The 13,719-nt window shown below is 64.6% G+C and carries 13 protein-coding genes; 10 read left to right on the plus strand and 3 right to left on the minus strand.

Annotated elements, in window-relative coordinates; genetic code table 11:
* Nucleotides 1-163: 163 nt before the first annotated feature.
* Nucleotides 164-3,307, minus strand: a complete 3,144-nt coding sequence (locus ABIB90_RS13075; protein WP_354200801.1) for an efflux RND transporter permease subunit — start codon at nucleotides 3,305-3,307, stop codon at nucleotides 164-166.
* Complete coding sequence (locus tag ABIB90_RS13080) at nucleotides 3,304-4,476, minus strand: efflux RND transporter periplasmic adaptor subunit (RefSeq protein WP_354160344.1); 1,173 nt, start codon at nucleotides 4,474-4,476, stop codon at nucleotides 3,304-3,306. Before ABIB90_RS13080 ends, ABIB90_RS13075 begins: the two co-directional genes overlap by 4 nt.
* A gap of 69 nt (nucleotides 4,477-4,545) precedes the next feature.
* On the opposite strand from ABIB90_RS13080, the gene ABIB90_RS13085 reads away from it, so the two are divergent.
* Nucleotides 4,546-4,944, plus strand: coding sequence for a hypothetical protein (locus tag ABIB90_RS13085; RefSeq protein ID WP_354160346.1), 399 nt, complete (start codon nucleotides 4,546-4,548; stop codon nucleotides 4,942-4,944).
* A gap of 266 nt (nucleotides 4,945-5,210) precedes the next feature.
* Here ABIB90_RS13085 and ABIB90_RS13090 read toward each other — a convergent pair whose 3' ends face one another.
* Nucleotides 5,211-5,552, minus strand: a complete 342-nt coding sequence (locus ABIB90_RS13090; RefSeq protein WP_007596049.1) for a hypothetical protein — start codon at nucleotides 5,550-5,552, stop codon at nucleotides 5,211-5,213.
* A 315-nt stretch (nucleotides 5,553-5,867) separates the two neighbouring features.
* On the opposite strand from ABIB90_RS13090, the gene ABIB90_RS13095 reads away from it, so the two are divergent.
* The 9 genes from ABIB90_RS13095 (at nucleotide 5,868) to ABIB90_RS13135 (ending at nucleotide 13,713) form a co-directional block, all read left to right on the plus strand.
* Nucleotides 5,868-6,653, plus strand: a complete 786-nt coding sequence (locus ABIB90_RS13095) for an alpha/beta hydrolase (RefSeq protein WP_354200802.1) — start codon at nucleotides 5,868-5,870, stop codon at nucleotides 6,651-6,653.
* Nucleotides 6,654-6,751: 98 nt separating this feature from the next.
* Complete coding sequence (locus ABIB90_RS13100) at nucleotides 6,752-7,618, plus strand: MBL fold metallo-hydrolase (RefSeq protein ID WP_219681589.1); 867 nt, start codon at nucleotides 6,752-6,754, stop codon at nucleotides 7,616-7,618.
* Nucleotides 7,615-9,261 (plus strand): malonate decarboxylase subunit alpha, encoded by a 1,647-nt coding sequence (gene mdcA, locus ABIB90_RS13105; protein ID WP_007596043.1) that lies wholly within the window; start codon nucleotides 7,615-7,617, stop codon nucleotides 9,259-9,261. The genes ABIB90_RS13100 and mdcA overlap by 4 nt, the downstream gene beginning before the upstream one ends.
* Before the next feature lie 10 nt (nucleotides 9,262-9,271).
* Nucleotides 9,272-9,589 (plus strand): malonate decarboxylase acyl carrier protein, encoded by a 318-nt coding sequence (mdcC, locus tag ABIB90_RS13110; RefSeq protein ID WP_007596039.1) that lies wholly within the window; start codon nucleotides 9,272-9,274, stop codon nucleotides 9,587-9,589.
* Nucleotides 9,586-10,524 carry a biotin-independent malonate decarboxylase subunit beta gene (locus ABIB90_RS13115; RefSeq protein WP_354200803.1) on the plus strand — a complete coding sequence of 313 codons (939 nt, stop codon included), beginning with the start codon at nucleotides 9,586-9,588 and terminating at the stop codon, nucleotides 10,522-10,524. Before mdcC ends, ABIB90_RS13115 begins: the two co-directional genes overlap by 4 nt.
* Entirely contained in the window at nucleotides 10,511-11,233 is a 723-nt protein-coding gene (mdcE, locus tag ABIB90_RS13120) for a biotin-independent malonate decarboxylase subunit gamma (protein WP_354200804.1), read from the plus strand. Before ABIB90_RS13115 ends, mdcE begins: the two co-directional genes overlap by 14 nt.
* Nucleotides 11,208-11,888, plus strand: coding sequence for a malonate decarboxylase holo-[acyl-carrier-protein] synthase (mdcG, locus tag ABIB90_RS13125; protein WP_354200805.1), 681 nt, complete (start codon nucleotides 11,208-11,210; stop codon nucleotides 11,886-11,888). The genes mdcE and mdcG overlap by 26 nt, the downstream gene beginning before the upstream one ends.
* On the plus strand, nucleotides 11,885-12,766 hold the full coding sequence (gene mdcB, locus ABIB90_RS13130) for a triphosphoribosyl-dephospho-CoA synthase MdcB (protein ID WP_354160360.1): 882 nt from the start codon (nucleotides 11,885-11,887) through the stop codon (nucleotides 12,764-12,766). Before mdcG ends, mdcB begins: the two co-directional genes overlap by 4 nt.
* Complete coding sequence (locus tag ABIB90_RS13135; RefSeq protein ID WP_354200806.1) at nucleotides 12,763-13,713, plus strand: AEC family transporter; 951 nt, start codon at nucleotides 12,763-12,765, stop codon at nucleotides 13,711-13,713. Before mdcB ends, ABIB90_RS13135 begins: the two co-directional genes overlap by 4 nt.
* Nucleotides 13,714-13,719: the final 6 nt, after the last annotated feature.

Here is a 13,719-nt window from a genome sequence, read left to right on the forward strand (position 1 = left end):
CCACCATCGGCGAGGCTGTACGGGGTCGGAGCCATCCAGGCATTCGAGCGTCATGCAAAAGGTTTACCGCCCCGCCGGAGGCCGGTCTTTTGCGTTTTCGTCGGCGCTTTGTCAAAACGCACGAAGCTGTGATCGAGCTGGCATCATGCCGCCAGTTAACTACTCAAGCGGATTCATGGCGCAATCCAGTATCCGCTTCGCGCGTGGCTGGAGTGGATGTCTCGGCCGACCGCGGCTTGCGTCCGGTGAGCCAATTGCTGAGCCGGTCCAGATAGAGATAGACGACGGGCGTCGTGTAGAGCGTCAGGATCTGCGATAACATCAGACCGCCGACGATAGTGTAGCCGAGCGGCTGACGCAGCTCGGCGCCGGTGCCGGAGCCGATCATCAGCGGTACGCCGCCCAGCAGCGCCGCCATCGTCGTCATCAGGATGGGGCGGAAGCGCAGCGTGCAGGCCTGGTAGATCGCCTCTTCCGGGCTGAGCCCGTGCTGGCGCTCCACCTCGAGGGCGAAATCGACCAGCATGATGCCGTTCTTCTTGACGATGCCGATCAGCAGGATGATGCCGATGATGGCGATGACGCTGAGATCCACGTGGACCGCCAGCAGCAAGAGCAGCGCGCCGATGCCTGCCGACGGCAGCGTCGACAGGATCGTAATGGGGTGGATCAGGCTCTCATAGAGCACACCGAGGATAATGTAGATCACGATCAGCGCCGCGCCGATCAATAGCGGCGTGCCCGACAGGGAGGACTGGAACGCCTGCGCATTGCCCTGGAACGAAGCTGTTAGCGAGGCGGGCTTGCCGGTGCTCTTCTCGATGTTCTGGATCGCCGCCACCGCGTCGCCCAGTGCGACGCCGGGCTTCAGGTTGAACGAGATTGTCACCGAGGGGAACAGGCTCTGGTGGTTGATCAGGATCGGCGCGGGCTTGATTTCGCTGTGAACCAGCGTGCTCAGGGGGACCTGCTGGCCGGTGGCCGAGTTCAGGTAGATGTCCTTGAGCGCTTCGGGGCCGTACTGAAAACGTGGGTCGACCTCCATCACGACATGGTACTGGTTCAGCGAGGTGAACATCGTGGAGACGATGCGCTGGCCGAATGCGTCATCGAGCGTGTTGTCGATCGTCGTGGGCAGGATGCCGAAGCTCGATGCGACCTCGCGATTGACGGTGACCTCCAGCCTCGGGCCGGCATTGGCCTGGTCGCTCGCGACATCGGTGATGAGGTCGAGCGCGCGGAGCTTCTCCAGAAAGATCGCCGACCAGTTGGTGAGCTCGTTGGAATCGGCGTCCGTCAGCGTGTACTGATACTGAGTCTTCGACAGCCGTGCGCCGATGGTGATGTCCTGCGCGGCCTGCATGTAAAGCCTGATGCCCTGAATATGGGAGAGCGCAGGCCCTAGCCGCTCGATGATTTGATCGGCGCTGGCCTTGCGCTCGGGCTTCGGCTTCAGGACGATGAAGATGCGTCCCTGGTTGAGCGTCGCGGTCGGGCCGCCCGGGCCGATATAACTCGCCACCGACTGGACCGCTGGATCCTTCGAGAGGATGTCGACGACCGCCTGCTGGCGCTCGGACATGGCGGGGAAGGAGATGTCCTGTGCGGCTTCGGTGATGCCGACGATCTGCCCGGTGTCCTGTTGCGGGAAGAAACCCTTCGGTATGATGACGTAGAGGTAGCCGGTCAGCGCGATGGTCGAGAGCATCACCAGCAGCGTCACGAAGCGATGGCGCAACACGATTCGCAGGCCTCTCGCATACAGTGCGAGCAGGGCATCGAAGCCGCGTTCGAAGGCGAGGTAAAGCCGGCCGTGCTTCGCCCGCGAGTCGTCCTTCAGCAGGCGCGCGCACATCATTGGCGTCAGCGTCAGCGAGATGATGAGCGACAGCAGCAGCGCGGCGGTAATCGTGATCGCGAATTCCTGGAACAGCTTGCCGACATAGCCGCCCATCAGGAACAGCGGGATGAACACCGCGATCAGCGACAGGGTGATGGAGACGATCGTGAAGCCGATTTCGCTGGAACCTTTGAGCGCGGCCTCCATCGGCGTCATACCCTGCTCGAGATGGCGCACGATGTTCTCGATGACGACGACGGCATCGTCGACCACGAAGCCCACCGCGATCGACAGTGCCATCAGCGAGAGGTTGTCCAGGCTGTAGCCGAGCACGTAAAGCACCGCGAACGTGCCGACCAGCGACAGGGGAACCGTGATCGCCGGGATGATCGTGGCCCAGAAATTCCGCAGAAACAGGAATATCACCATCACCACGAGTGCGACCGTCAGCATCAGCGTGAATTGAACGTCGGAGACGGCGGCGCGAATGGTGGCGGTCCGGTCGGCGGCAATCGTCACCTTGATCGCGGGCGGAACGGAGGCCTGCAGTTGCGGCAGCAGCTTCTTGATGCGGTCGACGGTTTGGATCACGTTGGCGCCGGGAACGCGCTGCACCGCCAGGATGATGGCGCGATCATTGCCGTACCAGCCGGCCAAGAGGTCGTTCTCGGGCCCGTCGACCGCCGTGCCGATGTCGCGTATCCGCACCGGTGAGCCGTTACGATAGGCGATGATGAGGTCTTCATAGGCGGCGGGCTTGAGCAACTGATCGTTGGTGTTCAGCGTATAGGTAACGCGCGGGCTGTTGAGCGTGCCCTTGGGCAGGTCGACATTGGCGCCGGCGATCACGTTGCGGACGTCTTCGAGGCCGATGCCGCGCGCAGCGAGCGCCTGCGGATTGACGCGAACGCGGATTGCGGGTTTCTGCTGGCCGCCGATGCCGACGAGGCCCACGCCCGGCACCTGCGAGATCTTCGGCAGCAGGATGTTCTCCGCATAGGCATCGACCGTGGTCAGCGGCAGCGAGTCGGACGTCAGCGCGATCAGCATGATCGGCGTCTCCGCCGGGTTCACCTTCCGGATCGTCGGCGGGTAGGGGATATTCGGCGGCAGGAACGGGCTCGCGGCATTGATCGCGGCCAGCACGTCCACCGCCGCGCTGTCCACCGTGCGCGACAGCTCGAATTGCACCGTGAGCTGGGCCACGCCGAGCGCACTGGACGAGGTGAGCTGAGTGATACCGGGAATCTGGCTGAGCTGCTGCTCGAGCGGAGTGGCCAGCGACGAGGCGATCGTGCCCGGGTCGGCGCCGGGCAGTTGCGCCGAGATCTGGATGGTCGGGTAGTTGACGTTCGGCAGCGCGCCGACCGGCAACAGGGGATAAGCCGCAAGGCCGCACAGCAGCAGGCCCGCCATCAGCAGCGCGGTTGCGATCGGCCGCAGGATGAAGGGCGCGGAAATGTTCATGGGATCGCATCCTGCACGGCGCTCTGCAGGTCGGCTTCACGCGCGGCCTTGCCGTGCAGCTCGAGAACGCGGCTGCCTTCCGTCAGTCGATACTGGCCGTCGACGACGACAACGTCACCGGATTTCAGGCCCTGGTCGATCAGGGCCTGGCCATCGGTGATCTGGGCGACGTGAACGGGACGCAAGGTAACCGTCTGGTCAGCGGATACGACATAGACATAGCTGCCGTTCGGGCCCTGCTGCACGGCCGAGCCGGCGACAGTGAGCGCATCCTTCTGAATCTCGAGCAGCAGGCGCGCATTCACCAGCTGCCCCGGCCATAGCCGGTGCTCATGGTTCGGGAACACCGCCTTGAGCTGGACGGTGCCGGTCGTTCCCGCGATCTCGTTGTTGACCAGCAGTAGCGTGCCTTCGTCGAGCTTCGTCTTGTTGTCCTGGCTGTAGGCGATGACCTTCAGGGCGCCCTTTGCTGCGTGCTCCTGGATCCTCGGCAGGTCTGCCTGCGGCAGGGTGAACAGCAGCGAGATCGGCTCGATCTGGGTGACGACGACGAGGCCGTTGGCGTCGGTCGGATGAATGACATTGCCGACATCGATTTGGCGAACGCCGGTGATGCCGGGAACGGCCGACGAGAGGCGCGTATAGCTCAGCTGGACATTGGCCTCGTCGATCTGGGCCTGGTCCGCCTTCACGGCGGCCCTGAGCTGCGCCACCTGCGCCGTCTGCGTCTCGATCAGTTGCGGGGTCGCATAGCCCTTGTCGCCGAGTTGATTGTAGCGGGAGAGATTGGCTTCGGCATTCGCGAGCTGCGCCTGGTCCCTGTCGCGATTGGCCGTCAACTGCTCGATCTGGGCCTCGTAAGGACGTGGATCGATCTGGGCGAGCAAGTCGCCGGCCTTGACGGCCTGTCCCTCGGTGAAGGCGATCTTGACGATCTGTCCTTGAATCTGGCTGCGCACGACGTCGGTGTTGTAAGCGATCACCGTGCCGATGCCGTGCAGATAGATCGGAACGTCCTTGCCCGTGACCGTGGCGGCGACCACCGGCACCGCAGCGGGCACGGGTGCGGCTGCCACGGCCGGCGATCGGTCGGTGCCGAAGAACCAGAAGCCCGCGCCGAGCATGATCGCAGCGAGAGTGAGGAGCGCAATGGTGAGGTTCCGTTTCACGGTGATGATCCTCCATGATTTCAGGGACTGCCGGAATTTCAGGGACTGCCGGAGCTGTCGATCGATGTCGTGCCGTTCAAGGACGTTGTGCCGTTCAAGGGCGTCGGGCCAGCCACCGGCACGGACGGACTAATTCCGGCTCCTCCGATTTCAGTGGCGCCCAGCGGAATTCCGACGCGGCCGACCGTCGATGTCGAGGGCAGGGACGGGACCGCTGCGGTGCTGCCGGCACAAGTGGTCGATGAGGTGCCGGACAACCCGCCGCCGTCGAACAATGCTCCGGTCGATGCGGCGTTGCCGGACCCGGCGCAGGCGCTCGTGCTTGGCGCAGGGTTGATCGGCGAGATGCCGGGCGTTACGATTTCGGTCGATCCCAACGGAATGCCCACTGGCCGCGTGGATTGCGGGTTGAGCGGCGACGTCGCAAGCATGCCGGCGGGAGGCTGCATTCCCGGCGCCGTTGTTTGAGCGATGGCCGCAGCCGGGACCAGCCACAGCATGGCGGTCGCAAGCATCACACCGTTGTATGTTGAATATTGTTGTCGCATGGATGAAAGCTCCGGCCGACTGCGATCGAACAATAGGAAGCTGCGCCGGCGCGGGTATTTCCAGAACGCACGCCCTGCTGCCCGGCTGCACGACGACGAGGCGAATCCGGTGCGTCGTGCATCGCATTCTGTCTTGCGCGACCACGTTCGACGCATCGCCTCGCCGTTGGCCTGAGATAGCCTTCGCTATCTCAGGATGGCCCGGGCGTGTGCGATCTCCCGACTGCACGCGGCGAGGTCGCCGCCGCGATTGGCGGTGCGCGCGCGATCGAGCGAGTCGAGCGCCTCGGTGAAATCGATGCCATTGCCACCAGCTGCTTCCGCGAGCGAGCGGGGCGTGGGTTGATGGCCGCGCAGCGCGCTGAGGCTCTCCGGCTTCCAGCCGTGGGAGCCAGCGTCTCTTTCTATGGCCAGATCGAGCTGGGCCTGGGTTTGCGCGATGTCATCCGTGCAGGTTCCGGCACGAGCCGGCATTGTTGCGTACAGCAGGGCGAAGAGGGCCAAGCTGCACTTTGCGATGGATGTCATTGTTCGATCCTATGCTTGAATTTCGAGTGACGTCAGGAACGTTGCCTTGAATGACAGGGCGCGCATCGATCGTCTTTCGTGTACGAACGCCGGCCGTTCACGCTTGCGAGAGGTCATGTCATGAATGTCAGCGTACATAACGTGAGCCCCCAAAAATGCCTCGCTCAACGGGGCTACGTCCGGAGGATGTTCCAGCAGCGATCGTCGCAGCTCGCGTGTCCGGGCGTGCGAAGTGGCAAGGATAGTTGTTTGCGGAAATACGCAAGCAAGCCTTGAAATTAGTATCGCGTCATTCCAACCCGGAGTGATCCCGACATGAAACACATCAGCGCCAGCCTCGCCTTTGCCGCCGCTCTCTCCTTGTTCTCGGCCGTCGCCCCTGCGCGCGCGGAGCCCCTGAAGAACATCGTCCTGGTGCACGGCGCCTGGGTGGATGGGTCCGGCTGGAAGCCGGTCTACGAGATCCTGAGCAAGGAAGGCTTCCGCGTCACCATGGTGCAGGAGCCCGAGACCTCGTTCGCCGACGACGTCACTGCGGCCAAACGTATTCTCGATCTGCAGGATGGCCCGACGCTTCTCGTCGGTCACAGCTACGGTGGCTCGATCATCACCGAGGCCGGCGTACATCCCAACGTCGTCGGTCTTGTCTACGTCGCCGCACATGCGCCCGACGTCGGCGAGGACGAATCGGCGCTGGGCAAGAAGACGCCGAGCGTGCTCGGGAAGACCGAAGGCGTCATCAAGATGACCCCCGACAAATTCACCTATCTCGATCCCGTGCAATTCCCGAAACTGTTCGCGCCGGATCTGCCGCGCGAGCGGGCTGAGTTCGTCGCGCGCTCGCAGGTCCCGGCCGCGACACAGGTCTTCAGCACGCCGCTGACGGCAGCGGCGTGGAAGACCAAGCCGAGCTGGGGCATCGTCGCCGGCAACGACCAGATCATCAGTCCGGATCTGGAGCGCTGGTACTATGAGCGCGCCAAGAGCCAGACCACTGTGATCCCCGGCGCGAGCCACTCGGTCTACGAGTCCCGTCCGAAGGAAGTGGCGGCGGTCATCGCCCGCGCCGCGCGCAGCATTCAGTCGCCGGTCACGCGCTGACCGTGCTTTTGCTGGTCCCGACGCACGACCGGCAGAAGGAAGGACGGCGGGAGTGACAGCACTCCCGCCGCCCCGAATATTCCATCCGGAGAATTCCCATGAAAATGATCGAGACGACCAGCTCCGCTCTGAACTGGAAGGTGACGACGGTGAAGCGGGCCGGACTCAGCCGCGACTTGCCGTCCGGCAATCCGGATTTGATGTGGGTCGCGAATTCGTCGACGCTGATCTACGGTGAGCGGGATGCGGTTCTCGTCGACACGTTCCTCACCGCCGGGCAGTCGAAGACGTTGCTGGACTGGGTCGTTTCGTGCGAGCGAAATCTGACCACGATCTATGTCACGCACGGGCACGGAGATCACTTCTTCGGCCTGGCGCCGCTGCTCGATCGCTTTCCGCATGCGAAGGCCGTTGCAGTTCCCGAGGTCGTCGAGGAGATGAAGGCGCAGCTTGCACCTGAAGCGCTCGATGGCTTCTGGCGCAAGCGCTTTCCGGGCGAGATCGCAGAGCGTCTGGCCGCAGCTGCGCCCCTCGAAGGCGAGCTTACGCTCGAGGGACACAAGCTCGTCGTCGTCGACATGGGACGAACCGATACGGCCCGCTCAACTGCTCTTCATGTCCCCTCTCTCGACCTGATTGTCGCCGGCGACACCGTGTACAACGGCATTCATCCCTATCTGGTCGAAACCGATACGCAGAGCCGGCTGGAATGGATCGCGGCGCTCGGCCGGCTCGATGCCTTGAAGCCGCGCTTCGTGGTGGCCGGACACAAGAAGCCGGACAACGACGACGATCCGCGCAACATCGCTGAGACCCGCCAATACCTGCTCGATTTCAACCGCCTCGATAAGGCGACGACATCGCCGCGCGAGCTTTACGAGGCGATGCTCGAGCTCCATCCCGACCGTGCCAATCCGGGATCGCTCTGGAGCGGAGCCAACGCCGCAAAGGAGCTGAGGTCGTGACGAGCTGGCAGAACAATCGAGCCGCGCGCGATGCGCGCATTGCGGCAGGAGCCGGCCTTGCCCGCGGCAAGGTCGTTGAAGCGCACGACGTCACGCGCCTGCTGGAGGCCGTGGTCCGATCGGGAGACCGGGTTTGCCTGGAGGGCGATAACCAGAAGCAGGCGGATCTCTTGAGCCGCGCGCTGCTGGCGGTCGATCTGTCCAAGGTCAACGATCTGCACATGGTGCAGTCGGGTGTGGTTCTGCCCGAGCATCTGGACCTATTCGACCGCGGGGTCGCAAAGCGGCTCGACTATGCTTATTCAGGACCGCAATCGGCGCGCATCGCGCGCATGCTGTTCGGCGGCAAGATCGAGCTGGGCGCGGTTCATACCTATCTCGAATTGTTCGCCCGCTACTTTATCGACCTTACGCCGCACGTCGCGCTGATCGCCGCCGTCAGCGCCGACCGCGAGGGAAATCTCTACACCGGCCCGAATACCGAGGACACCCCGACCGTGGTCGAGGCGACCGCGTTCAAGGACGGCGTCGTGATCGCACAGGTCAACGAAATCGTCGACACCGTTCCGCGGGTCGATATCCCGGCGGACCGTGTCCATTTCATCGTCAAGGCCGACAAGCCGTTCTTCGTCGAGCCGCTGTTCACGCGCGATCCGGCGGCGATCACGGAAGGCCAGATTCTGACAGCGATGCTCGCGATCAAAGGTGTCTATGCGCCCTATGGCGTACAGCGGCTCAATCACGGCATCGGCTTCAGCACAGCCGCGATCGAGCTCCTGCTGCCGACGTTCGGCGAGAGGCTGGGGCTGAAGGGCACGATCGCGTCCCATTTCGCGCTGAATCCCCATCCCGCGCTCATTCCGGCGATCGAGTCCGGCTGGGTGCGGCAGATCCACTCGTTCGGGTCGGAGGTCGGCATGGACGACTACATCCGGGCCAGATCCGACGTCTACTTCACCGGTTCGGACGGCTCGTTGCGCTCCAACCGCGCCTTCTGCCAGACCGCCGGTCTCTATGCTTGCGACATGTTCATCGGCTCCACACTGCAAATCGATCTGCAAGGGAACTCGTCGACCGTGACCACCTCGCGCATTGCAGGCTTCGGCGGCGCCCCGAACATGGGGGCGGATGCCCGCGGGCGACGCCATCCGAGCGAGCCCTGGCTGAAGGCCGGAGCAGAGGCCGATCCCGACGGTTCGGCACTGATGCGCCGCGGCCGCAAGCTGGTCGTGCAGATCGGCGAGACGTTCGGCGACAAGAACGTGCCGCTGTTCGTCGAGAAGCTCGATGCGATCGAGCTCGCCGAAAAGCTGAAGCTCGATCTCGCGCCGGTCATGATCTACGGCGACGACGTCACGCACATCATCACCGAAGAGGGCGTGGCAAACCTCTTGCTGTGCCGCACCGCGCAGGAGCGCGAACAGGCCATTCGTGGCGTTGCCGGCTACACCGACGTTGGCCGACGGCGGGACTACGGCATGGTCTCGCGCCTGCGCGAGCGCGGCGTGATCCGCAGGCCGGAAGATCTCGGTATCAATCCGCTCGATGCGGATCGCAGCCTGCTGGCGGCGCGCTCGATCAAGGATCTCGTGCGCTGGTCGGGCGGACTCTACGCGCCGCCCTCAAAATTCAGGAATTGGTGAGGGACCGATCATGGAAGATCTCAACTTTCAACACCAGGTTCGCGCGCGAGCCGGCGGCACCAGGCAACGCGCGATTGTCGGCGTGGTCGCTTCCGGAAATCTGGAAGTGCTGGTCGAGCGGAGCTTGCCGGATGCGGAATGCGTCGTGGACATCAAGACCGCGGCCATAGGCTTCGGAGCTGTCTGGAGCGCCGTGATCGGTGATTTCGTCGAGCGCTATTCGCCGGGCGGGCTGAAGTTCTCGATCAATGACGGTGGTGCGCGTCCCGATACGGTGTCGCTTCGGCTCGCGCAGGCGGTGCGATTGATCGCGGAGGCCGGCCAATGACCGCTCCGGTCAAGGACATCAGCCCGGCCGAACGGGCCCGCAGCACAAGCTTCTACGAGGCGTCGGCCCGCACGCGGCTGGACCTGCTGCTCGACGCCGGCAGCTTCGTCGAGTTCATTGGACCGGAGCAGCGCGAAGTCAGCCCGCATCTGAAGATATTCGACCTTCCCGAGCAGTTCGACGACGGCATCATCGTCGGTCACGGCCGCCTCGACGACTCGCCGGTGTTCGTCGCTGCGCAGGAAGGCCGCTTCATGGGCGGTGCGTTTGGCGAGGTGCACGGTGCCAAGCTGACCGGGCTCCTCCGCGCCGCGCGTCAGATCGGCTCGATCCCCGTCCTGATCCTGTTCGATACCGGCGGCGTCCGCTTGCAGGAGGCGAATGCTGGCGAGCTGGCCATCGCCGAGATCATGCGCGCCTTGATGGAAGCCCGCAGCGCAGGCGTGAAGGTCATCGGCCTGATCGGCGGCAGGTCCGGATGCTATGGCGGCGGCGGCCTGATCGCAGGCTGTTGCTCCGCTCTCGCCGTCTCGGAGCCGGGGCGTATCGCAGTGTCGGGCCCCGAAGTGATCGAGACCAATCGCGGCGTCGAGGAGTTCGATTCCCGCGATCGCGCCTTGGTCTGGCGGACCATGGGAGGCAAGCATCGCCGTCTGCTCGGTGCCGCCGATGTCTTCGCCGACGACAATGTGCAGGATTTTCGCGAGGCCGCGCTGGAGCTGCTCGGCCTGGTCGGACCTTTCGGTCTCGACAGACTGAGGGCCGAGCAGCGGCGGCTTGCCGACCGGCTGCGTAGCTTCGGTGACTGCGGCGATGCCGTGGACATCTGGACGGCGGAAGGCATCGCGCATGCCGAGGCCGTTCCAGAGCTGCCGGCCGATCAGTTCATTGCTCTTGCCAACCGGATCGGGAGGACCAGCCGTGACGCTCGATAATATCCTCGCTTCGCTCTTTCCCGACGGCCATGAGGTGAGGAACGACAAGGGCGTCATCCTCGGCTCGGCGACGCTGCGATCCGGCGGCCGGATGATCGTGCTTGGTGTTGCAGACCGGACGGCGTTAGGCGTCGACGAAGCGATCAGGCTGTCGGGCCACGTCCTGGAGTCGATCGACCGGGACTCCGGGTCGATCCTGGTGCTCGTCGACAGCGACAGCCAGCGCATGAGCAAGCGTGACGAGCTGCTCGGGTTGAACGAGTTCCTCGCCCATCTGGCGAAGGTGCTGATCCATGCGGATATGAATGGCCACCCGACCGTCGGCCTTCTGTATGGTCACTCGGCTGCGGGCGCCCTGCTTGCGACGGGCCTAGCGACGCGCGTGCTGGTCGGACTGCCCGGGGCCGATCCCGCGGTGATGGACCTGCCGTCGATGGCGAAGGTCACCAAGCTGTCGATGGAGGCCCTGCAGGAAAAGGCGAAGTCGACGCCGGTGTTCGCGCCGGGCCTGTCCAATCTCGCACAGATGGGCGCCGTTCACATGACGTGGAGCAATGCCAATTCGCTCGCCGACCAGTTGGAGGCGCTGCTGGCCGGCATGCCGGCCGTGCAGGACCGGCGGGACGCGCTCGGCAAGGAGCGTGGCGGCCGGCTGAAGGCCGCCGAGATCGCGGAGCGCGTTCATGATCTCGCCCTGCAAGCACGGTGAGCGTCAACCGGGTCGTCACGACCTGGTCTTCGTCAGCCCCGAAGGCTGGCGCGCGATTCTGGACGCGCGCGACGACCTCGCAGCCGATTCCCTTCTCGCGCGCTGGCCAAAAATGCGATGGCCGACGATCAGGCGACGCGCTCTGCCATGCGAGGCAACCGGCTTCGCGCTAGGCCTGCCCTTGCCGCCCTCTGCCGGCAAGAAACGGGTCTCTCTCGTGGTTGATATCGACCACGTCGCCTCGGTCGCGAGGCCGCCGTCGCTGCGGCAGGCGCGGGCCTACGCGCCGCGCAACTGGTGGCCGACGCTCGACCGGCTCGACGGGCTGGCGCTTCGCCATGCGGTGGAGGTGCGCGTGTTCGGCAGCCTGGCCTGGCAGTCGCTGACCGGGCTCGACTACGTGACCGACCGTTCCGATCTCGATGTCCTGTTCGAGTTTCACCGCGAAACCGACATCGATCGCTTCGTCGCCGACGTCGCTGCGATCGAGACTGATGCGCCGATGCGGCTCGATGGCGAGTTGATGGGCGCCGACGGCGCTGCGGTCAACTGGCGCGAATTCCAAAGCGGCACCAGCGAGCTTCTGGTCAAGAGCCTCGCGCGCGTGGTCCTGCTCGGCAGGCATCAATTCATGTCGGGAGCGATGGGATCATGATCACCACGGCCGCAAGAGGCCTGGAACGGCCGGTTCTGCGCCGACCGCAGATAGCGCCCGATGTCTCCGCCATCGGCGCCGTCGCCGCCGATTGCCTCGTCCAGGAGCTCGAAACCTGGCCGAAGCCGGGGCTGGTGAGCCATGTCGACAACGGCAGCCACGACGACATGGATGCGGGCACGTTTCGTCGCAGTGCTGCGGCCATCAGGCCCTACCTGCAACGCCTGGCCGATGCGGGCGCGCTTGGCTGCGGCATGGGGCGGCTGCGCATCATCGGCCTTGAAGCGGAGCGCGCCATGCTGGCGGCGACCGCGGGGGTCAACACGCACCGTGGCGCGATCTTCGGGCTCGGCCTGCTGTGCGCGGCGGCCGGCGCGAGAGCCGGCGGGTTGGTCGATCCCGGACTTCCGCTTGGCGCTGTCGTGGCGCGCCTGTGGGGCGACAGCATATTCGATGGTCCGGTGCTGCTGCACAGCCATGGCAGCGCAGCCCGCCGCCGCTTTCGTGCGGGTGGTGCACGGATGGAGGCCGCAAACGGATTTCCCAGCGTCTACCGGATCGGCTTGCCGGCCTTGCGCGGAGCGACGCCGATTGCGCTGGAAGACACGGAAGCCGCCCGGGTCGAGGCGTGCTTTGCGCTGATCGCATTCGTCGAAGACACCAACCTCCTGCATCGCGGTGGGCTTGACGGCCTTCGCTTTGCACATGACGCGGCGCGTCGCTTCATCGCTTCAGGCGGCGTCGGCGTGTCCGGCTGGCGTGCGCGGGCGCAGTCGATCCACGAAAGCTTCGTCGCCCGTCGCCTCAGCCCGGGTGGATCGGCCGACCTGCTTGCGATGACGCTCTTCGTCGACGCCCATGAAAGGCCGATTTCATGATGTCCAACGCGATCCTGATGGCGCTGGTGCCGGTCTTCTTCGTTCTGTTGCTGGGATACGCCGCCGGAAAATTCCATATCGTCGACAATCTTCACGTCGACGCCCTCAACGCACTCGTGATGGATTTTGCGCTGCCGGCCTCTCTGTTCGCGGCGACAGCCTCGGCGTCACGCCGTGAGATGATCGAGCAGGTTCCGCTCTTCCTGGTGCTCGGCGTGACGATGCTGCTGGTCTATCTCGCCTGGTATTTTACCGCGCGTGGGGTCTCCAAGGTTTCCCGGTCGGAAGCATCGTTACAGGCGTTGACGATTGGTTTTCCGAATCTCGCCGGCGTGGGCCTTCCGATCATGACCTCAGTCGTGGGGCCGGCCGGCACTGTGCCGGTTGCCGTCACATTGGCGGCGGGCTCGATCCTCATCAGTCCGCTGACCCTGATCATGGCGGAAATGGGCGCCGCCAAGGCTCGCGGCGAGCAAATGGCGGCACGGCAGGTCCTGACGGCAATTCGGCGTGCGATCACCAAGCCGGTGGTACTCGCGCCCGCGCTTGGCATCCTGTTCTCGTTATCGGATGTGAGCCTCGACGCGTTGGCCCGTGCAAGCCTCGCGCTGATTGGAAGTTCGGCTGCCGGCGTCGCCCTGTTCCTCACCGGAGCCATTCTGTCGGCGCAGTCGTTTCGGCTGGACTGGAAGGTCGTCGCTGCAACGGTGGCTTCGGACATCGTGCGCCCGCTGCTGGCAGTTGCGGTCATTTGCCTCATTCCGATGACGAAGGACGCGGCGAAAACGGCTATTCTGCTCGCCGCGACGCCGTCGGGCTTCTTCGGAATTTTGTTCGCGGTCAACTACCGGCTGGATTCCGCAAGGGCAGGGTCGATGGTCATCGCCAGCACCGGATTCAGCGTCGTGACCCTGGCGATTGCGATCGCGCTGCTCTTTCCCCACTAGGCCGCG

This window comes from Bradyrhizobium sp. JR4.1 (assembly GCF_040548605.1).
Lineage (GTDB): Bacteria > Pseudomonadota > Alphaproteobacteria > Rhizobiales > Xanthobacteraceae > Bradyrhizobium > Bradyrhizobium canariense.

Excerpts from the sequence above, each read along its gene's own strand:
- ABIB90_RS13075 (WP_354200801.1), bottom strand. The coding sequence starts at position 3,307 with ATGAACATTTCCGCGCCCTTCATCCTGCGGCCGATCGCAACCGCGCTG.
- ABIB90_RS13090 (WP_007596049.1), bottom strand. The coding sequence starts at position 5,552 with ATGACATCCATCGCAAAGTGCAGCTTGGCCCTCTTCGCCCTGCTGTAC.
- ABIB90_RS13095 (WP_354200802.1), top strand. The coding sequence starts at position 5,868 with ATGAAACACATCAGCGCCAGCCTCGCCTTTGCCGCCGCTCTCTCCTTG.
- ABIB90_RS13100 (WP_219681589.1), top strand. The coding sequence starts at position 6,752 with ATGAAAATGATCGAGACGACCAGCTCCGCTCTGAACTGGAAGGTGACG.
- mdcC (WP_007596039.1), top strand. The coding sequence starts at position 9,272 with ATGGAAGATCTCAACTTTCAACACCAGGTTCGCGCGCGAGCCGGCGGC.
- ABIB90_RS13115 (WP_354200803.1), top strand. The coding sequence starts at position 9,586 with ATGACCGCTCCGGTCAAGGACATCAGCCCGGCCGAACGGGCCCGCAGC.
- mdcG (WP_354200805.1), top strand. The coding sequence starts at position 11,208 with ATGATCTCGCCCTGCAAGCACGGTGAGCGTCAACCGGGTCGTCACGAC.
- mdcB (WP_354160360.1), top strand. The coding sequence starts at position 11,885 with ATGATCACCACGGCCGCAAGAGGCCTGGAACGGCCGGTTCTGCGCCGA.
- ABIB90_RS13135 (WP_354200806.1), top strand. The coding sequence starts at position 12,763 with ATGATGTCCAACGCGATCCTGATGGCGCTGGTGCCGGTCTTCTTCGTT.